Source organism: Paenibacillus sp. MSJ-34 (assembly GCF_018918005.1).
Taxonomy (GTDB): Bacteria; Bacillota; Bacilli; order Paenibacillales; family Paenibacillaceae; genus MSJ-34.
This window is the reverse complement of record NZ_JAHLPR010000003.1, coordinates 86,020-103,665: the sequence shown is the minus strand read 5'-3', so window position 1 is coordinate 103,665 and position 17,646 is coordinate 86,020. Positions and strand designations below refer to the sequence as shown.

Below are 17,646 nucleotides of genomic sequence, written 5' to 3'. Positions count from 1 at the left end.
AAGTTAGGAAATGAAAGATTACATACTGATACCATTAAAAAGCGCAAAGGCTGGTGAGTGTATGGCGAATGAAAAACTAACGGTCAATGTGGGCATGGTAGGTTATAAATTTATGGGGAAGGCGCACAGTCACGCTTATCGCGATGTCGGTATGTTTTTCGATATGGATGCGTCCGTCAATATGAAAGCGATTTGCGGCCGGGATGAGAAGGCGGTCCGGCAGGCTGCCGACAAATTCGGGTGGGCCGGTTATGAAACGGATTGGCGCGCGCTAACGGAACGGGACGATATCGATCTGATCGACATCAACGCGCCGAGCGACGCGCATAAGGATATCGCGATCGCCGCTGCGAAAGCGGGCAAACATATCTTATGCGAGAAGCCGCTTGCGCTCTCCTTGCAGGATTCGCGCGAGATGCTTGCTGCTGTCCGCGAAGCCGGGGTCAGACACGCGATTTGTTTCAATTACCGATTTTTGCCCGCCGTCCAGCTTGCCAAACAATTAATCGACGAGGGCAGATTGGGCGAGATTCATCATTACCGCGCAACGTATTTGCAGGATTGGTTGGTCGATCCGATGTTTCCGCTCGCCTGGCGGATGCAAAAAAGCGTGGCGGGTTCCGGCGCGCATGGCGATATTAACGCGCATTCCATCGATTTGGCGCATTTTCTAATCGGCGACTTCGACAGAGTCGTCGGCCAGAGCAAAACATTTGTGACGAAGCGCCCGCTTCCTTCCGGGACAGGCGGACAGGATGCGCCCGCTGCCGCCCAAATGGGAGACGTTACGGTTGACGATACGACTTCGTTCTTGGCGCAATTCAAAAACGGCGCGCTCGGTACGTTCGAAGCGACCCGTTTCGCTACCGGCTGGAAAAATGGCAACACGTTCGAAATTAACGGCAGCAGAGGAAGCCTGCGCTTTAATCTCGAACGCTTGAACGAGTTGGAGGTATATTTGCTGGACGACGAGCCGCATTTGCAAGGCTTTCGCACGATTAAGGTGACGGAAGGCGTTCATAAGTACGCCGGCAACTGGTGGCCCCCGGGCCATATTATCGGATACGAGCATTCATTCGTTCATATTGTATACGAGTTTATCCAAAGCATTGTAACCGGCGGATCATTCCATCCCGACTTCGCCGACGGCGTCAAATGCCAGCAGGTGCTGGAAGCGGTGGAGCGGTCCATCGAATCGGGCGCATGGGTGAATGTGGACGACGTGTAAGTTAGAGTTCAATATTTGCGCATTAAGTAAGCCTGGGGGGGCCCAGGCTTTTTGATATTTTGGTGTGAGTCCGTTCCCTTTATGTTGCAAGGCGCTTCCCTCGTTGTGTTGCTTTTTCCGCTTTTGTCGGTATCCCCCTCGTTCAGAAGGCTTCGGAAAACTGTTCCGTTCGATCGCCAAGCCCTAACTTCCTCGGCTATCCCATTTTCATCCCCTTTTGTCGAAATCCCCTTCGTTCAGAAGACTCCCAAAACTAGCTTTGTTCAGTGCCGCCAAGCTAGACGATCGCTTTCTAAAGGGAAGTTTCCAATTCAGCAAGAGAGTGATCAGTTTTTTTCCAAAAAATAAAAATCGAAAGTTGAAATAGGAACATTAGTTTGGTATAATAAATGGGAACGAATGTTCCGATTATCGTGCCAGGAGGGATTGTCATGACCGATTTGTTATCCTTTGAAGCGTTCTCAGCTTATTATGAGAAGGAAGAAACATGCGTGAAGGCATGGTTCGAGATGAGATGGCCGGACGGGTTCCGATGCCCCCGGTGTCAGCATCATGCCGCTTACGTCATTACGACCCGCAAACTCCCTCTATATGAATGCCAATCCTGCAGAGCGCAAACTTCGCTCATTGCCGGTACGGTCATGGAAGGCAGCCGCACCTCGCTGCGCAAATGGTTTCTGGCGATTTATCTCCATGCAAGGCCGGAGGGCGTCAACGCGATACAATTATCCCGAATCATCGAGGTAACTTACAAAACCGCTTGGCTCATCTGCCACAAGCTGCGGTATGCCATGTCCCAGACGGAATCGGCGGAGCTGTTGTCCGGACTGGTTCGCATTTCGGAAGCGATCTATGCCTTAAGGATCACGCCCGGCTCGAATTGGCATAAACAAGCACAACCTCTGCTCATCGGCGCTTCGGAGGACGGGAACGGGGTTATCGTGAAAATAAAAATCGAAAAACAGCGGAAAGAACCGATCAAAACTTGCTTTAAGCCTTTTCCGGTGGAGCATTTTATCGATCGTTATGTGGATCCGAAGGCGGCTGCCGGTGCGATTGTGACGCGCCGCATCGGACGCGACAGGAACCTAACGTTAATACGGCTTGCAGGGGAAGTGGAAACGTGGCTTGCTTGCCGGTTCGGCGGCATTGGAAGCAAGCATCTGCAAGCTTATTTGAATCATTATTGTTATATGTTCAACCATAGCAATTCCTCGCTGAAATCGCTATTCAACAGCTGCGTTACTTCACGAACGATTACTTATCCTGAGCTTGTCGGCCGTACCGCCGATTCCGGTATGGGTCATTATAAAATCGCATCCTAATGGGGTGTCCTTACTGCGATTGTTTTCATGGAATGTCTGTTTTCTTTGAATCCAGATACGTGCACTGTACCCCTGTATTGATGCAATTGCCCATGTTTTTTATAACAGCATTGAAAAAGGGCATATCTTACCTGTTTTTAATTCATTTTTGAAACTTTCTACTCTTTATTCCTTTATCCTGAGCGAGCGGGATTCCGACAAAAGGCGGGGAAAAGAACATAAGCCCAGGATCGCCGAAGTACTTCGTCAGAAGTTATTCGTTAGTGTATAGTCCCAGGCTTATTAGCGGACGCTCGCTTCGCAGTAGAATCGAACGGCGTTGCCGTAGAGGGCGGAAGCGGTTTCTTCATAAGGGAGAGCCTTCAGCTCGGCAATAGCCGCCGCGACATCCAATACCATCGCCGGATGAGTCTGCTTGCCGGCGAACGGCCCTTCGAACGGCCACGGGCCGTCCGTTTCGGTCATGATGCGATCCAGCGGATACTGTCGAACGAGCGCTTGAATCTTTGGCTCGTAGAGCACGTCCGGCGTGACCGAAACATAATAGCCGTTCCCGATCATTCGCTCGATCGTCGCCGTCGCCCCTTTGAACCAATGGAAGTGGGCGCGGGTTACGCCGTGCTTTTCCAACAAGTCGCAAGCGGCGTCGGCATCCTCATAGACCGCATGCAGTACGATCGGGCGTTCCAACATTCGCGCCAGCATGACGAAACGCTCCAGCAGTTCCAAATATGCTGCATTCGGGAACGTTTCGGCCGTGCGCATTTTTTCGGCATCGCGCCGCATATAGTACGGCAGCCCGACTTCGCCGATGGCGAAATATTCGTCCCGCCGTTCGAGCATCCAGGCGATAAGCGCATCGACTTCCGCGGCGTCCGGCAGCGGCTGCTCGGGATGGAAGCCGTACGCGGGCACGATCTGCCCGGGGAAAGCTTGGAATATCGCCCGGGTTGCACGGCAGGATTGCAAATTTCGGGACACGGCGACAAGCTTTCGGACGCCGCTTTCTTTCGCTTTGGCGAGCAGCCTTTGCATGTCTTCCGGCGCATACATATCCAGATGAATATGCGAGTCCATCGCTTCGATCCGCGGCGAAGTCGAACTATTCATACGCATCTTCATTCCTTTTAAGCAACCCGTAAATGTCCTGTTTCAATTGAAGGAACGCTTCGCTATGCAGCATTTTCTCGTCCCGCGGCCGCGGGAACGGAACGGCGAATTGCCGCACGACACGAGCCGGCGAGGACGACAGCACATAGATGCGGTCGGATAAATAGATGGCCTCGTCGATGCTATGCGTCACGAGCAGCACCGATCGCCGGTGACGCTCCCACAGGCCGAGCAGCCATTGCTGCATATGGAGGCGAGTTAGCGCATCCAGCGCGCCGAACGGCTCGTCCAAGCAGATGAGCTCCTGCGGGCTGAGCATGGCCCGCACGAACGAGGCGCGCTGCTGCATGCCGCCGCTCAAGACGCGCGGATATTGCCGCTCGTATCCGCCGAGTCCGGCGCGCGCCAGCCATTCATGCGCCTGCTCGCGCACCGCCTGGCGGGAGGGTTTGGCGCCGCCGGCAATGTCCAGCGCCATCGTCACGTTCTCCTCGATCGTGAACCACGGAAACAGCGCCGGCTGCTGCGGCATATAGCTGATCAGCCCTTTGCGGCCGGTAACGGTTTCCCCGTCGATGCGAATCCCGCCCGAATCGGGCAGCAGCAGTCCGCCGATCAATTGCAGCAGCGTGCTTTTCCCGCTGCCGGACGGTCCGACGAGCGATACGAATTCGCCTTGGCCTACGCTGAGCGTAATGTCGTCCAATACCCGATGTTGCCGGCCGTCGCGCAGAAACGATTTGCCGATGCGATCCACTTCCAATTTTGGCGCAGCCATACCTTACCGTCCTCCCTTCGAACCGGTTCTCGTATCCCGCTGCCACCGGATAACGCAGCGTTCCAACGTTACGACGAGTGCGAACAATAGCAAACTCAATGCTACAATAACGAAAATGGAGGCGAATACCCGATCCGTCATATAACCGTTGGCGGACAATCTAATAAAGATGCCAAGCCCTTCCTTCGCGCCGATCCATTCGGCGACGACGGCGGTCAATACGCTATAGGATGCGGCGATCCGCAAACCGGAGAACAGATGGGGCAGCGCGCTCGGAAACTCCAGTTTCCGCATGATCTGCCATTTGCGGGCCCCGATCATTCGCATATAGTTCAACAAATGCGGATCGGGCTGCGTCAAACCGGTTAATGTCGCGACGATGACCGGAAAGAAGCAGACGAGCATAATAAGGATTACCTTCGGCAACAGTCCGTAGCCGAGCCACATGACGAGCAGCGGCCCGGTCGTAATGACGGGAATGTTCTGAGACAAGACAAGCAGCGGATAGACGGCTGCTCGCATGCCTGGAATCAGGTGCAGCGATATGGCCAGCACGACGCCGAAGACGGCGCCCGCCCCGAATCCGAGCAAGGCGATTCGCGCCGTAGCGAACGTATGCGACCATAATCTCGCCGCAACGTCGGCGTTGCCGAATACTTCGACAATTTGCAAAGGACCGGGAAGCAGCCAAGCTTCGATATGCCCCACCGTAACGGCGGTTTGCCATCCGATCAATAAGACAAGAATAACCGCCAGCGGCGGCCATCCTTGTCGAACCCAATGTTTCACTTTCATAGCGGTCTTCCTCCCGCGTCAGTCGTATTTATGCGTCAATCTGTTCATGGAAGCGCCGCTCTTCGGATTGTACAGCACTTTGATCTGGGAAATGACGGACGGACTGCCCATCTCAATCATCGCTTCGTTCATCTGTTTGACGATATCGAGCAATTGATCCAAATCGCCTTCCATCGTCGTTTCCAGGGGGGCCACGCGATACGGTACGCCTGCTTTGGCGATCACCTCGATCGCGCGGTCCACGTAAGGAATGACGTCTTCGCCGTTTGGCGTTTTCGGAATAATTTGTATGCTTACGAGCGCTTTGGCCATGTTCATATCTCCTTTAATCGATTGATTTTCTTAAGTTCCGGATCGTTATCTCTATTCCGGTAAAAATTCGTTCGTAAACGCCTTGTCCGCATCGAGCTCTTTCTCCAGAAGATTATGCTCAAGCATCCAGTCGGCATAATTCACCCAGACTTCGCGCTTCTGTTCTCCCCAACGAGCCGCATCGGATTGGTAGTGCGGACTTAGCCACTTCTGGCTCGTCTTGACCAAATCGGCGTTCAAGTCCGGCTCCGCTTGAATGAGCACGTCGGCCGCTTCCTCGGGGCGGTCGATCGCGAATCGATACCCTTCCGCCGCGCCGGCGACAAACGCTTTTACGATGTCGGGTTTTTCCGCGATCATTTTCTCGCTGGTCGTCAATACCGGCGTATAATAATCCAGTTTGTCGCTATAATCGGTCAAATAGACGATATTGAGCGGTTCGCCCCGCAATTCCGCCTCGATTCCCGTCCAGCCGTAAAAAATCCAAGCAAAATCGATATCTCGTTTCACCGCTGTGAAAAAATCGGTCGATCCGATGTTTACGTTGTTTACCTTGCTTGCGTCGGCTCCGTCTTTTTCCATCAACGATTGCAGCATCGCTTCTTCCACGGGCGAACCCCAGCCCCCGTATGTTTTGCCTTCGAAGTCTTTCGGCGTTGTAATGTTTTTGTCGACAGGCGAAGCAAATCCCGATGTGTTATGTTGAATAATCGCCGCAATGGAGACGAGAGGCACGTTCTGAATGCGGGCGAGCGTAATTGACTCTTGTACGCCGACGCCGAATTCGGCATGGCCGGAGGCTACCATCTGATTGGAGCCGCTATCGCCCGGCTGAATAATTTCCACATCCAATCCGCGCTCCTTGAAAAAGCCTTTATCGCGCGCCACGTATAAACCCGTATGGTTCGTATTCGGAACCCAATCCAATACGACTTGTACTTTGGTGAGCTCCTGCTCCGTGTTCGCTTGTCCATTCTCCGCCGGCTTGCCGGCACCGCCGCAACCTGCCGTAATGAGCATGAATGCGCAAAGCGCAAGCCACCACGATCGTTTTCTTTTCATCCGCATATTTTCTCCACTCCTCTTTCTATTTCTTGACAAACAAAAAACGCCCCCTTATCCGGAGACGTGCGCATGGCAAAACAAATCGAAATCCTTGTTTCCTACGCTGGCATTACCCAGATCAGGTATACGGGTCAGTGTCTAACGGGACACAATCTCAGCCGGCCGATTCCCAGCACCCCGGAGGAACGTATTCTGTTATCAATTGATTATGATTATAGCAAACGCTGTCGAAAAAGCCACTATTTTTTTATTTTAACGCAAGAAATATTTTTCGGGCGAATATGAAGCCTTGCATGGCAAACTATCGTATAATAGATGGATAATGAAAAATATGGTAGTTGAATTCATGGGAGGGAGAACGAATGAAAAACAGTTTCACCGTTTTTGTATCGCCTCAATCGACTTTTGAAAGAGTGAGGGAAAAGTCGGGCTCAAGCTGGATTGCGCCATTAGTCATTGTGATCGTTTTATCCTTAATTACGATTTACTTCCAAATGCCGACGCTGGAGAAGGAAATGATCAAGACTTTCGACGCGCAAGGAATCGATCCAAGTATGCAAGAGATGGTTATCGCTACGAGTAAAGTAACGAGCTACGTGTTTGCCGTAATCATGCCTGCGATGATGGTGTTTCTCGGCGGACTGTTATTGATGCTGGTCAATTTGTTCATCCGCGGCGAAGCGAAATATATGCAGCTAGTCAACGTGTCGGCTTATTCGTCGCTGCCGTCGGCGATCGGCGGGCTTCTAACCGGTTTGCTTATGTGGACCTCGAACGTCCAGTCCGTTACCGAGGTCAGCTTAAGCTTGGGCGCTCTGGTGGCGGACAAATCAAGCGCATTATTTAAAATGGCATCGATTTTGAACCCGTTCAGCATTTGGGGTCTCGTTCTGATGATCATCGGCATGACCGTAATGAGCAAACGCCCGCGTAAACTGGTGGCGGCTTGGATCGTCGTCGGCTGGCTCTTGATCTCGATCGGAAGCTCGTTTCTATATTGAGCACAGATACATAGAATAGGGTGATGTTTCCATGAACAAAAAAATAATATGGGGCGGTTTGCTAGGGGTGTGCATTCTCGGGCTCGCGGCGTTCAACATGTACAATGTGAACAAAAGCGTCGAAGTCCGCTTAGGGGAAGCGACGGAAGGACGGATCGTCGAGCAAATCTATACGAACGGAAAACTGGAACCGCGCGAGGTGACCGATTATTTTGCGCTTATTGGCGGTACGGTAAAACAAGTCGGCATAAAAAAGGGCGACGTGGTTACGGAAGGGCAAGTGCTGTTCAAGTTTAACGTGGAAGATGTAAAAGAGCAGCTTACAATGGAACGCATCAATTTGCAAATGATTGTGGCGGAACGGGACAGCGCCAGCAAGCAATATTTTGAAAATTTTAAAAAGTTGAAGCAGGAAGATCCGAATCAGGAGATCGAGAAATTGGACTTGTCGCAATACGATTTACGCCTTAAAAACAGCAAGGTAAAAATCGAATCGCTGGAACGCAAGTTGAATAACGACGAGTTAAAGGCGAAAACGGCCGGCGTCGTGACGGAAGTGGCGGTGAGCGAAGGACAAATGGTTGCGCAAGGCAGCCCTGTCGCAACGATTGCCGATCTTACTTCATTTCAAGTAAAAGCGAACTTAAACGAATTGGATGCGGGCAAAATCGAGCCGGGAATGGACGCCGTCGTTACCGGGGACTCGATTGAAGGCGTATATAAGGGGAAAGTGACATACATATCGCCGATCGCCGTGTTGGCCGACCAGACGTCGAGGGATCCGTCCGTCGAAACGATCGTTTCCCTCGACAATGCCGCCGCGGAGCTTCGGTCCGGATATAATGTGACCGTCGAATTCGAAATTCCGGATCGAACTCGTATTTTGGTGCCGATCGACGCGGTCGTACATGCGGGGGACAAATCATACGTTTATAAAGTGGCCGACGATAAAGCGGTAAAGGTCGAAGTGACGACAGGCAAAGAAAACGAGGAGCAAATCGAAATCGTTTCAGGCGTCGGGATCGGCGAACAAATTGTTGTCGAGGGCGCGGAACGGCTGGACGACGGGATCAAGGTGAGCGTACGATGATTACACTGCGCGGGATTTCCAAAGTGTATCGCAACGGTTCCCTTGAAGTACAAGCATTGTCTCCCATCGATTTAACGATCGAAAAGGGCGAATTTGTCGCGATCATGGGTTCGTCGGGTTCGGGGAAATCGACGCTGATGAATATTATCGGCTGTCTGGATGTGCCGACAACGGGAAGCTACATGCTCGACGGGGAAGAGGTGCACACGTTAAGCGAAGAAAGTTTGGCGCGCGTCCGCAACCGGAAAATCGGATTCGTATTTCAAAGCTTCAATCTGCTGGGACGGCAAACGGTGCTGCAAAATGTGGAATTGCCGATGATGTATGCCGGCATCGCCAAGCCGGAACGAACGGAGCGGGCGCTCGCGCTGCTGGAGAAGGTGGGGCTGAAGGATCGCGTGAAGCACCGGCCGACCGAGCTGTCCGGCGGGCAGAAGCAGCGCGTCGCGATTGCTCGCGCCTTAACGATGAACGCTCCGATTCTGCTCGCGGACGAGCCGACAGGAAACTTGGACACCAAATCGTCGCACGATATTATGGGCTTGTTCCAACAAATCCATGGCGAAGGAACAACGATCGTGCTAGTCACCCATGAACCCGATATCGCGGAACATGCCGGCAGGGTCGTATGGTTTGGCGATGGGAAGCTCATCAAGGATACGCGCAAAGGAAGTGCCGTCACATGAGTATTTGGGAAAGCGTTCTGGTTGCATTGGACAATTTGCGGCTGAACAAGCTGCGTTCCTTTCTGACGATGATCGGAATCGTGTTCGGCGTGGCGGCGGTTGTGACGGTCGTGTCGATCGGCCAAGCCGGACAGTCGTCGATCGTATCCGCGGTTTCGAACTTTAAAGACGGCTATTTTGTCATCTATGCGAATCCGATGGAATCGGTTCAAGGGGATACCGATATCCGCATGCGCGACATTACGGAAGTCCGCAAGCTTGACGGAGTCCGTTATTCTTCCTCCTCCAATCCGTATTCCATGACCACCAAATTTAAAAAGGATACATTAAAATTTACGGTAACGGCGACGATGTCCGATTCCTTTAAAATGCAAAATATCGATTTGGCGGCAGGGAGGTTTTTTACCGCCCAGGAGGAGCGCGCCCGGCTGAAAGTGATCGTAGTCGATGCGGATTACGCCGAGAAAGTGTTCGGATCGGCGAAGCAGGCGCTAAACCGCAAAATCGTTCTATCCGGCGGGACGTTCCGCATCGTTGGCGTGTATAAGCCGCAAAAAAATATTTTGAGCGGCATAGGCGGCGAGCAGTATACCGGTTTTGCGCCGATTGCCGCGATGCCGGCTTCCGGCGACGGGGGCGCGGAACGCTTTCAGGCGATGGAAGTGCTCGCCAATTCGCCCGAGAACATCGACGAAACCGTCAAAGCCGTGAAGAAATGGCTGGCCGACAAGCATAACGTCTCCGAGAACGCGTATATGACGCAGACGGGCAAAGAGGCCGAGGAGATGGTTTCAAGCACGTTCTCGATCCTGCAAACGATTATCGGCTCGATCGCCGGCATTTCGCTGCTGGTCGGCGGCATCGGAGTCATGAACATTATGCTCGTATCGGTTACGGAAAGGACGCGTGAAATCGGAATCCGCAAAGCGATCGGGGCGACGCCGGGTGCGATTATGCTGCAATTTATGATCGAGGCGGTCATTTTATCGTTCATCGGAGGGACGGCAGGGGCGCTGTTAGGGCTGTTTTGCGCGTTTCTATTCTCGGTTCTGTCCGGCTGGCCGTTCGTCGTGTCGCTATGGGCGATCTTGCTTGCGTTCGGCTTCTCCGCGGCGGTCGGCATCTTCTTCGGCTTGTATCCGGCGAACAAAGCTTCGAAGCTGCATCCGATCGAATCATTGCGATACGAATAATGGAATATCCGTATCCGTTCAAAGGAAAGCGCCTGTCGCGGGAAACCGCTGGCAGGCGCTTAGTCGTTTAAATGACGTTGCTGTATTGTTCTTCCGTCAGAATGCGTTCAGACTGGGCATAAGCCGGCTTTCCCGGCATATAATGAATCGCGCGCAAAAAGCGGATCGTGCGCGTCTTGGCGCGCATGACGACGGAATGCGTCTCCGCCTGCTCTTCCGGCAAAGCGCGCACGCCGCCGAGGAAATGGCCCGGCGTAATGCCGGTCGCTGCAAAAATGACATCGTCGGTGCCGATCATGTCTTCCATTCGCAGCGTCTTGAACGGATTGCCGATCCCCATGTCGAGACAGCGCTGCAACTCAATGTCGTTGGCCGGCATGAGCCGCCCTTGCAGTTCGCCGCCGAGGCAATAGAGCGCGGCCGCGGCGAGGACGCCTTCCGGAGCGCCGCCGGAGCCTACGTACAGATCGACGCCGGTATCGGCGAAGGCGGGAGCCATGGCGCCCGCAACATCGCCAGCGCTGAGCAGTTGAATGCGGACGCCGGCGTCGCGCAGCACGTTCATTTCGTTCGCATGGCGGTCCCGATCCAGAATGGAAACGTTCAGCTCGGAGAGCTTCTTGCCGAGATGTTCCGCGGCTTTGCGCAATGTCAGCTCGAGCGGATCGTCGAGGCTGAGCTTATTCTTCAATGCGGGACCTACGGCAAGTTTCTGCATGTACATGTCCGGCGCATGCAGCAAATTGCCTTGGTCGGCAATCGCCACGACGGCAAGCGCGCCGTTTCCGCCTTTCGATACAAGCTCGGTGCCTTCGACGGGATCGACGGCAATATCGACGGCCGGGCCGTCGCCGCATCCCAGCTTCTCGCCCACATACAGCATCGGGGCTTCGTCCATCTCGCCTTCGCCGATGACGACTCTGCCTTGGATCGCAACGGAATTGAACATTTGCCGCATCGAAGCGGTAGCGGCTTCGTCCGCCTCGTTCTTGAGTCCCCTTCCGATCCATTGCGATGCGGACAATGCGGCCGCTTCCGTAACACGTACGATTTCTAAAGATAATTGTCTCTCCATGTGGTTCCCCTCCACGATATTATATAGTATGTCATATATACATTGAAATATGTTATAACAAATAATATAATATACATCAATGAAAATCAACCCGTATTTTTAAAAACAGGCGGCATAATTTTTGTCGAGGTACAGGCCGGACGAGAAGAAGGAGGGAATAATGGAAAACATGAGTGTGTAAATATTTTGTATCGGGAAAACTATTTATAAGTCATATGCTTGGTTATATATGACGTCATAATGGTCCGATGTTGAAGTACGAGCTTTTGAGCAGGCAATTGCGACAACAGGCAAGAAAGCGGTGCGGAACAAAACTTAACAAATGAGGAAACATGGGAGGGCTTTCAATGAGCGATTCGGGAAAAAGCGGGCATGGCTTGAAGCTGGGCGTTATTTTATGCAAATGGTGCCATCGTGTCATTGATGAAATGGATACCGAGAAAGTGGTCGTTTACTATTTGGAATGCGATCGGGAAGATTGCGCGAAAGACCGGGACAGCCGATTGGAAGTCGGATAAATAGATTGTCTAGCGGCGCTTTTTCCATTATCATTAGAACAAAGAACAAGGTACTGGTAAAATAAGTTTAAGCGATTTCTTGGAATCGCCGGAAAACATCGTTAGGAGTGAGTGGTCATTCAACTCTCGTCACGCCAATATGAAATATTACAACTCGTTCAAAAACAGGCTCCTATCACCGGAGAGCAAATTGCGGAACAATTGGGCGTCAGCAGACCGACAATCCGTTCGGATTTGTCGATTCTAGTCATGCTTGGATATTTGGATGCTAAGCCGAAGGTGGGATATTTTCCGGGAAAATCGGTGGCGGCTTACAATGCGCCGTTCAAATTGGATTTGAAAGTGAAGGACGTACAACTGCTGCCGGTCATCGTTCGGGAGACGGCAACGGTCAACGATGCGGTTGTATCCTTATTTCTCGGCAATACGGGAACATTGATCGTGGCGGATGCGGACGGAATCCTGCTCGGCGTTATATCCAGCAAAGATTTGCTGAAGGTGACGCTAGGGAACCCGAATGCCGCTTCCATGCCGGTCAGCATCGCGATGACGCGAACTCCCAATATCGTGACCATATCTCCCGAAGATCATATTATCGACGCGGCGAAAAAAATGGTGGAGCATCAAATCGATACGCTCCCGGTCGTCGTTTCGCGTTCGGACGAACATAAGCAGGATAAATGGGAAGTTGTCGGCAGAGTGACGAAAACGACGATCACGAAATTAATATTGCGCATGGGCGCAGATTTATAGAGAGAGCCTAACAGGGAAAGGGGAACTATGCGGATGGGGCAGAAGCCACAGCAAACGATTACGATTTGTTCGGACTCCGTTGGGGAGACGGCCGAAATCGTCGTAAAAGCGACGATGAGGCAATTTAGCGGCCACGACGTGCGGCTGCAGCGGATCGGACATATTAAACAAGAGGACGAAATAAGGACCATTATGGAAGAGGTAAGCCGCAACGGCGGTTTTGTAGCCTATACGCTGGTTCAACCGGAACTTAGGGAAATGATGAAAGCCGAGGCCATCCGTTTGGGCGTTCGCGCCGTCGATATTATGGGTCCGATGATGCAAGCGTATATCGATACGTTTAACGATTCGCCGCGGCGCAAGCCGGGCTTGCTCCATCAAATGGACGAAGACTATTTTCGCCGGATGGAGGCGATCGAATTTTCGGTCAAATGCGACGACGCCAAAGATACGACGTCGCTGCTGCAAGCCGATATCGTATTGCTGGGCGTATCAAGGACGTCGAAAACGCCGCTTAGCATTTTCTTAAGCCATAAAGGCTACAAAACGGCGAACCTCCCGATCGTGCCGGAGGTGAAGCCGCCGAAAGAGCTGTTCGATTTGCCGCGAAATCGGGTGATCGTACTAACGATGGATGCGGGACAATTGCTCAAGATCCGTACGGAACGTCTCAGGACGCTGGGGCTGCCTTCCGTTTCCGCCTACGCCACGATGGAACGCATTCAAGAAGAGTTGGAATACGCCTCCGTCCTGGCGGCGCAATTGGATTGTCCCGTCATCGACGTTACCGATAAAGCGATCGAAGAAACGGCCGGCATTATTTTAGGATATTTGAACTGAAACATAACAAAGGAGTTGCCTGATAGCGAACCCGCTAAGGGCAACTCCTTGTCGTTGCAAGCTTTATTTCGTCAAATCGCGCACGCCTTGGTAGATCGTATCGAACAATTCGTCCAAATACTCCTCCTCGATGCAGGAGAAGGCGACGCGAAGATCGGTTTCGCCCAAGGCGATCGTGCCGATGCCGTATCGATCGAGCAAATGCGTGCGCAGTGTTTCGGCGTCAATCGTTTTCAGCTTCAGGCACATGAAATATCCGGAATTGAACGGATAGTAGTCCCACGCCTCGTCGTACTTGCCGCTGTCAAGCAGCGATTTGACGCGATTGGCGCGGCCTTTCATAATTTCGAATTTCTCGCGTTTCTGCTCTTCGAATTCGGGAGCGTTCAATGCTTGAAGGACGAACGTTTGCGACGGATGCGAGCAACTGGATACGGTAGCGCGAATGATGCCGATCGTTTTTTGTTCCAACGCGCTAAGGATCGCTTCGGACTCGGCCGCGAACGTAATGAATCCGACGCGGAACCCCCAGACGTATTCTTCTTTCGTCGCGCCGTCGACTTTCACCGGCAGGATGTTCGGATGGAGTCCGGCCAGCTTGCCGAACAACGATTGATGCAGCGAATCCTCGAAGAAGAGGCCAAAGTACGCATCGTCCGTCACCGCGACGACTTTGATTCCCGCTTCGGCCGCGTCAAGGATGGCCGCTACGATTTCATCGCCCTCCTGCGGGCCTGGCGTATAGCCCGTCGGATTGTTCGGGAAGTTAAGCACGAGGATGGCTTTGCCTTTATCCTTCTGCGCCAGCAGCGCTTGACGCAGCCCCTCGCTGTTAAATCGATTGCGCTCGTTATACAGCGGGAAATTAACGATTTGCGCGCCGCGGCGAATGCCGAACGTCAACTCGTAATTCTCCCAATTTTTATCCGGGAAAATGACCGCGTCGCCCGTCTCGGCGAACAAATCGGCCACGACGCTTAAACCGTGCGTGAGCGCATTGGTAACGATCGGATTGCCGAACGATTTATTTTCAAGCGCCGGATTTTCCTGAATCATCTTCTTGCGCCAAGCCGCCCGCAATTCCGGTTTTCCCGCAGGAGGAGCATACGGATACAAATCTTTCGGTTGATACGCGGATAATGTATCTTGGATCACCTTCAGGTGCATCGGAGCGTTGCCCTCCGTCGCGATCCCGATCGTGGCATTGTATTTTTTCGCTTTGCTCGCCGCTTCCGCCGATTGGCTTAAAATGCCTTCTTTCGGAAAATAAATGTCCTTTCCCAACTGTGACAACATCGCATACACATTTGCATTTTCGCGTTGAATGGTGTCGTTCAACTGCTGAGCCAGTGGATTCATCTCATGCCATCCCTTCCAAAATCTTGGTTTTTAGTTTCCCATCGCTTGTATCCGAATTATATCATTTTTGCAAATGCGGTGTCACTTACATTCTAGACGGCAATAGATTCATAAAGGATGGGCGGATCGGGAAAAACGCGCTCCAAACTGCTGGCCGGCGCAGTGACGATGATGTCATTTATGATGCGGACAGTATCGCTTCATCAATTCGATTGTGGCGGCGTCCAGCGGTTCCTGTCTCTGCTCCAATCCTGCGACAACTTTATCGAAACGGGGTTCCTTCATATTTTGGCCGAATTTAAACTTGGCGCTGACCGACTCCACGCATATTTTGACAACGGCAACGCCGCGCAGTTGTTTAGCATAATCGGCATCGTCCGGATCGATCGGCTCATATCCGCCTTCGGGCTGCAATTTCTCCATAAAGGCGGTTAAGCTTCGCGCCTTCTCCGCCAAATCGTCGACGGCTTGCGCCGTTCCTTTGAACAGCACGGATTTAAAATAAGACGTTGCCGGGCAGGCGAGCTTCGGATCGGAAAAGTAGGAAGGGATAATGGCATATTCTTTGGCTACAGCGAATGTCACGTTCGGATGGAGCCGCAAATGTTCCATCTTCTCTCCGATCTTGCTGCCGTGAAAATAGACCGCATCGTCCGTATGCACGAAATTCAACGGGGTGACTCTCGGCCACCCGTCTTCCCCGATCGTACCTAAAAAACCGCAGCTCATTTCCGCCAAAAACGTATCGATTTCCTGCCGCTCCGCAATGGAAAATTCTTTTCTGCGCATGGGATTCATCTCCTGTCGATTTTGATATTCTCCTAGAATAGTCGGTTTGTTGACAATAAAAAAGATCCAATTTACAGTGGAATTATTGGACCAATGATCCGGCTTATTTGACAGGAGGCGATTCAATGGATTTTTATATCCCTTTCGATTCGTATTTACGGGAATACCGCTATAAATATTTGGCTTTGTATCATGCGATGCGCACGGCGATTGTGAGCGGGACGGTTCCCTATGGAACGAAGCTGCCCTCCAGCCGCGAAATGGCGAAATTATACGAGGTTTCGCGAGGGAGCGTCAATCAAGTGTACGAGATGCTGCTATCGGAAGGCTTTGTCGCGGCCGAAGTGGGCAGAGGGACGTTCGTCAGCTACCGCTCGCCCGCTTCCTCCTCCGCTGTTGTCGAACAAGCGGAAATCTCCATGTCGGATTGGGGCAAACGGGTAGCCGTCATGCCGTCGTATCACGGAAGCCGCGCTGCTGCGGGAATGCATGACCGAACGGGAAAGGGAAAGGTTGATCTCCAAGCATGGCATATTTCTACGGATCATTTTCCGGCGGACGAATGGAACCGGGCGCTCTATGCCGAGGTAAGGCGAACGCTGCGCCAAAGCGGGACGGATTCTCTCCATCCATTCGGGCATTTGCCGCTCCGGCAAGCGATTTCTCATCATTTGCGCAGAATGCGCGGCATCGCGGCGCCTGCCGAGCATATTTGCATATACAACGGGTCGATGCAGGCGATCGCATTGCTCGCGCAATTATTGGTGAACGAAGGGGACCCGGTTGTGATAGAGAATCCTTGTTATCCCGGCACCGCAAGGGCTGTTCGCATGTTTGGCGGCAATATCGTAAAGGGCCGGGTGGACGGGAACGGAATCGTGCCGGACGACTGGAACGCCAATCTACTGTTCGTGACGCCGAGCCGGCATTTCCCGACAGGGGCGGTGCTTCCGTTGGAACGAAGAAGACAGCTGCTGACATGGGCGGCCGGCAGGAAGGCGATCATCGTCGAGGATGATTACGACAGCGAATTCCGTTACGGAGGACGGCCGATCGAACCGTTGAAAACGTTGGACAGCCAAGGCTGCGTCGTATATGTCGGCACGTTCTCCAAGACGATGTATCCCGACTTGCGCATCGGTTACGCGGTGCTTCCGCCGGGGCTGGTCGAACCGATGAACCGCGCGAAGCATTTATACGAGCCGTATCCGTCATCGCTGCTGGAGCAGCGTGCCCTCGCCGCGTTTATGAAATCGGGCCATTACGAACGCCACTTGCGCAGAATGAAGCGGATTTACGGCAGAAAATACGCCGTATTGTACAAAGCGCTGCAGGAGATGGCCGCCGATTTGTTCGATATCGTTCCATGCGACGCCGGACTGCATATATACGGCGTATGGCGTCATTCGGCCGAAGCTTACGAGCGATGGGGCAGCCTTGCCGAAGCCAAGGGCGTCATATGGAGCGACGGCCGAAGATATCAGTTGGAGGGCGGTCATCCTGCGGCATGTTTCGGCTTTGCCCATTTGGTGGACGAGCAGCTTGAGCGGGGCGTTCGGATCATGGCGGAAGCTTGGCGGGAATATGAAGCGGAAGCATCGGTTTAAGGGAAGCGAGAAGATATGGTACACTATGGTTCAAGAGGTTGTTCAAAAAGTCCCCTTTTGATCACGAAGATGAACTGGGAGCGAGCTCGACATCGAATTTTGCGTTCACCCTCGAAGTCCGG

Annotated in this window: 18 protein-coding genes and 1 riboswitch; of the genes, 10 read left to right on the top strand and 8 right to left on the bottom strand. The window is 52.7% G+C overall.

Going from position 1 to position 17,646, the window contains the following annotated elements:
* The first annotated feature begins 61 nt into the window (after positions 1-61).
* Complete coding sequence (locus tag KQI79_RS02340; protein ID WP_216536609.1) at positions 62-1,228, top strand: Gfo/Idh/MocA family protein; 1,167 nt, start codon at positions 62-64, stop codon at positions 1,226-1,228.
* Between the two features lie 431 nt (positions 1,229-1,659).
* Positions 1,660-2,553, top strand: coding sequence for a transposase (locus KQI79_RS02335; protein WP_216536608.1), 894 nt, complete (start codon positions 1,660-1,662; stop codon positions 2,551-2,553).
* Positions 2,554-2,835: 282 nt separating this feature from the next.
* Here KQI79_RS02335 and KQI79_RS02330 read toward each other — a convergent pair whose 3' ends face one another.
* Genes KQI79_RS02330 through KQI79_RS02310 form a run of 5 tightly spaced genes read right to left on the bottom strand, consistent with a single transcriptional unit; the run spans position 2,836 to position 6,616 of the window.
* Positions 2,836-3,663, bottom strand: coding sequence for a TatD family hydrolase (locus KQI79_RS02330; protein ID WP_216536607.1), 828 nt, complete (start codon positions 3,661-3,663; stop codon positions 2,836-2,838).
* Positions 3,656-4,441, bottom strand: a complete 786-nt coding sequence (locus tag KQI79_RS02325; protein ID WP_216536606.1) for an ABC transporter ATP-binding protein — start codon at positions 4,439-4,441, stop codon at positions 3,656-3,658. The genes KQI79_RS02330 and KQI79_RS02325 overlap by 8 nt, the downstream gene beginning before the upstream one ends.
* A 3-nt stretch (positions 4,442-4,444) precedes the next feature.
* On the bottom strand, positions 4,445-5,236 hold the full coding sequence (locus tag KQI79_RS02320) for an ABC transporter permease (RefSeq protein WP_216536605.1): 792 nt from the start codon (positions 5,234-5,236) through the stop codon (positions 4,445-4,447).
* An 18-nt stretch (positions 5,237-5,254) separates the two neighbouring features.
* Positions 5,255-5,548, bottom strand: coding sequence for a thiamine-binding protein (locus tag KQI79_RS02315; RefSeq protein WP_216536604.1), 294 nt, complete (start codon positions 5,546-5,548; stop codon positions 5,255-5,257).
* A 51-nt stretch (positions 5,549-5,599) separates the two neighbouring features.
* The gene (locus KQI79_RS02310) at positions 5,600-6,616 is read right to left on the bottom strand and encodes an ABC transporter substrate-binding protein (RefSeq protein ID WP_216536603.1); all 1,017 of its coding nucleotides are present in this window, start codon (positions 6,614-6,616) and stop codon (positions 5,600-5,602) included.
* Positions 6,617-6,689: 73 nt separating this feature from the next.
* A riboswitch (TPP riboswitch) is annotated at positions 6,690-6,803 on the bottom strand.
* Between the two features lie 172 nt (positions 6,804-6,975).
* Between KQI79_RS02310 and KQI79_RS02305 the strand changes: the two genes are divergently transcribed.
* From KQI79_RS02305 to KQI79_RS02290, 4 genes are read left to right on the top strand one after another with little or no spacing between them, the layout of a single operon-like run.
* Positions 6,976-7,614 (top strand): Yip1 family protein, encoded by a 639-nt coding sequence (locus KQI79_RS02305; RefSeq protein ID WP_216536602.1) that lies wholly within the window; start codon positions 6,976-6,978, stop codon positions 7,612-7,614.
* Between the two features lie 31 nt (positions 7,615-7,645).
* Positions 7,646-8,704 carry an efflux RND transporter periplasmic adaptor subunit gene (locus tag KQI79_RS02300; protein ID WP_216536601.1) on the top strand — a complete coding sequence of 353 codons (1,059 nt, stop codon included), beginning with the start codon at positions 7,646-7,648 and terminating at the stop codon, positions 8,702-8,704.
* The gene (locus tag KQI79_RS02295) at positions 8,701-9,390 is read left to right on the top strand and encodes an ABC transporter ATP-binding protein (RefSeq protein ID WP_216536600.1); all 690 of its coding nucleotides are present in this window, start codon (positions 8,701-8,703) and stop codon (positions 9,388-9,390) included. The genes KQI79_RS02300 and KQI79_RS02295 overlap by 4 nt, the downstream gene beginning before the upstream one ends.
* Positions 9,387-10,583, top strand: coding sequence for an ABC transporter permease (locus KQI79_RS02290; protein WP_216536599.1), 1,197 nt, complete (start codon positions 9,387-9,389; stop codon positions 10,581-10,583). Before KQI79_RS02295 ends, KQI79_RS02290 begins: the two co-directional genes overlap by 4 nt.
* Before the next feature lie 67 nt (positions 10,584-10,650).
* On the opposite strand, the gene glpX is transcribed toward KQI79_RS02290, so the two are convergent.
* Complete coding sequence (glpX, locus tag KQI79_RS02285) at positions 10,651-11,658, bottom strand: class II fructose-bisphosphatase (protein WP_216536598.1); 1,008 nt, start codon at positions 11,656-11,658, stop codon at positions 10,651-10,653.
* A gap of 347 nt (positions 11,659-12,005) precedes the next feature.
* Here glpX and KQI79_RS02280 point away from each other — a divergent pair, with 347 nt between their 5' ends.
* The 3 genes from KQI79_RS02280 to KQI79_RS02270 all read left to right on the top strand — a co-directional run bounded on the left by KQI79_RS02280 (position 12,006) and on the right by KQI79_RS02270 (position 13,769).
* The gene (locus KQI79_RS02280; protein WP_216536597.1) at positions 12,006-12,176 is read left to right on the top strand and encodes a GapA-binding peptide SR1P; all 171 of its coding nucleotides are present in this window, start codon (positions 12,006-12,008) and stop codon (positions 12,174-12,176) included.
* Between the two features lie 111 nt (positions 12,177-12,287).
* Positions 12,288-12,929: a helix-turn-helix transcriptional regulator gene (locus KQI79_RS02275; RefSeq protein ID WP_216536596.1), complete on the top strand. Its 642-nt coding sequence runs from the start codon at positions 12,288-12,290 to the stop codon at positions 12,927-12,929.
* Between the two features lie 33 nt (positions 12,930-12,962).
* Complete coding sequence (locus KQI79_RS02270) at positions 12,963-13,769, top strand: pyruvate, water dikinase regulatory protein (protein WP_216536595.1); 807 nt, start codon at positions 12,963-12,965, stop codon at positions 13,767-13,769.
* A 63-nt stretch (positions 13,770-13,832) separates the two neighbouring features.
* Here the strand turns inward: KQI79_RS02270 and KQI79_RS02265 are convergent, their stop codons facing one another.
* Complete coding sequence (locus KQI79_RS02265; RefSeq protein WP_216536594.1) at positions 13,833-15,128, bottom strand: aminotransferase class I/II-fold pyridoxal phosphate-dependent enzyme; 1,296 nt, start codon at positions 15,126-15,128, stop codon at positions 13,833-13,835.
* 174 nt (positions 15,129-15,302) lie between these two features.
* Positions 15,303-15,917, bottom strand: a complete 615-nt coding sequence (locus tag KQI79_RS02260) for a pyridoxamine 5'-phosphate oxidase family protein (protein WP_216536593.1) — start codon at positions 15,915-15,917, stop codon at positions 15,303-15,305.
* Positions 15,918-16,042: 125 nt separating this feature from the next.
* Here KQI79_RS02260 and pdxR point away from each other — a divergent pair, with 125 nt between their 5' ends.
* On the top strand, positions 16,043-17,524 hold the full coding sequence (gene pdxR / locus KQI79_RS02255; RefSeq protein WP_216536592.1) for a MocR-like pyridoxine biosynthesis transcription factor PdxR: 1,482 nt from the start codon (positions 16,043-16,045) through the stop codon (positions 17,522-17,524).
* Positions 17,525-17,646: the final 122 nt, after the last annotated feature.

Excerpts from the sequence above, each read along its gene's own strand:
- KQI79_RS02340 (WP_216536609.1), top strand. The coding sequence starts at position 62 with ATGGCGAATGAAAAACTAACGGTCAATGTGGGCATGGTAGGTTATAAA.
- KQI79_RS02335 (WP_216536608.1), top strand. The coding sequence starts at position 1,660 with ATGACCGATTTGTTATCCTTTGAAGCGTTCTCAGCTTATTATGAGAAG.
- KQI79_RS02330 (WP_216536607.1), bottom strand. The coding sequence starts at position 3,663 with ATGAATAGTTCGACTTCGCCGCGGATCGAAGCGATGGACTCGCATATT.
- KQI79_RS02325 (WP_216536606.1), bottom strand. The coding sequence starts at position 4,441 with ATGGCTGCGCCAAAATTGGAAGTGGATCGCATCGGCAAATCGTTTCTG.
- KQI79_RS02320 (WP_216536605.1), bottom strand. The coding sequence starts at position 5,236 with ATGAAAGTGAAACATTGGGTTCGACAAGGATGGCCGCCGCTGGCGGTT.
- KQI79_RS02315 (WP_216536604.1), bottom strand. The coding sequence starts at position 5,548 with ATGGCCAAAGCGCTCGTAAGCATACAAATTATTCCGAAAACGCCAAAC.
- KQI79_RS02310 (WP_216536603.1), bottom strand. The coding sequence starts at position 6,616 with ATGCGGATGAAAAGAAAACGATCGTGGTGGCTTGCGCTTTGCGCATTC.
- KQI79_RS02305 (WP_216536602.1), top strand. The coding sequence starts at position 6,976 with ATGAAAAACAGTTTCACCGTTTTTGTATCGCCTCAATCGACTTTTGAA.
- KQI79_RS02300 (WP_216536601.1), top strand. The coding sequence starts at position 7,646 with ATGAACAAAAAAATAATATGGGGCGGTTTGCTAGGGGTGTGCATTCTC.
- KQI79_RS02295 (WP_216536600.1), top strand. The coding sequence starts at position 8,701 with ATGATTACACTGCGCGGGATTTCCAAAGTGTATCGCAACGGTTCCCTT.
- KQI79_RS02290 (WP_216536599.1), top strand. The coding sequence starts at position 9,387 with ATGAGTATTTGGGAAAGCGTTCTGGTTGCATTGGACAATTTGCGGCTG.
- glpX (WP_216536598.1), bottom strand. The coding sequence starts at position 11,658 with ATGGAGAGACAATTATCTTTAGAAATCGTACGTGTTACGGAAGCGGCC.
- KQI79_RS02280 (WP_216536597.1), top strand. The coding sequence starts at position 12,006 with ATGAGCGATTCGGGAAAAAGCGGGCATGGCTTGAAGCTGGGCGTTATT.
- KQI79_RS02270 (WP_216536595.1), top strand. The coding sequence starts at position 12,963 with ATGGGGCAGAAGCCACAGCAAACGATTACGATTTGTTCGGACTCCGTT.
- KQI79_RS02265 (WP_216536594.1), bottom strand. The coding sequence starts at position 15,128 with ATGAATCCACTGGCTCAGCAGTTGAACGACACCATTCAACGCGAAAAT.
- KQI79_RS02260 (WP_216536593.1), bottom strand. The coding sequence starts at position 15,917 with ATGCGCAGAAAAGAATTTTCCATTGCGGAGCGGCAGGAAATCGATACG.
- pdxR (WP_216536592.1), top strand. The coding sequence starts at position 16,043 with ATGGATTTTTATATCCCTTTCGATTCGTATTTACGGGAATACCGCTAT.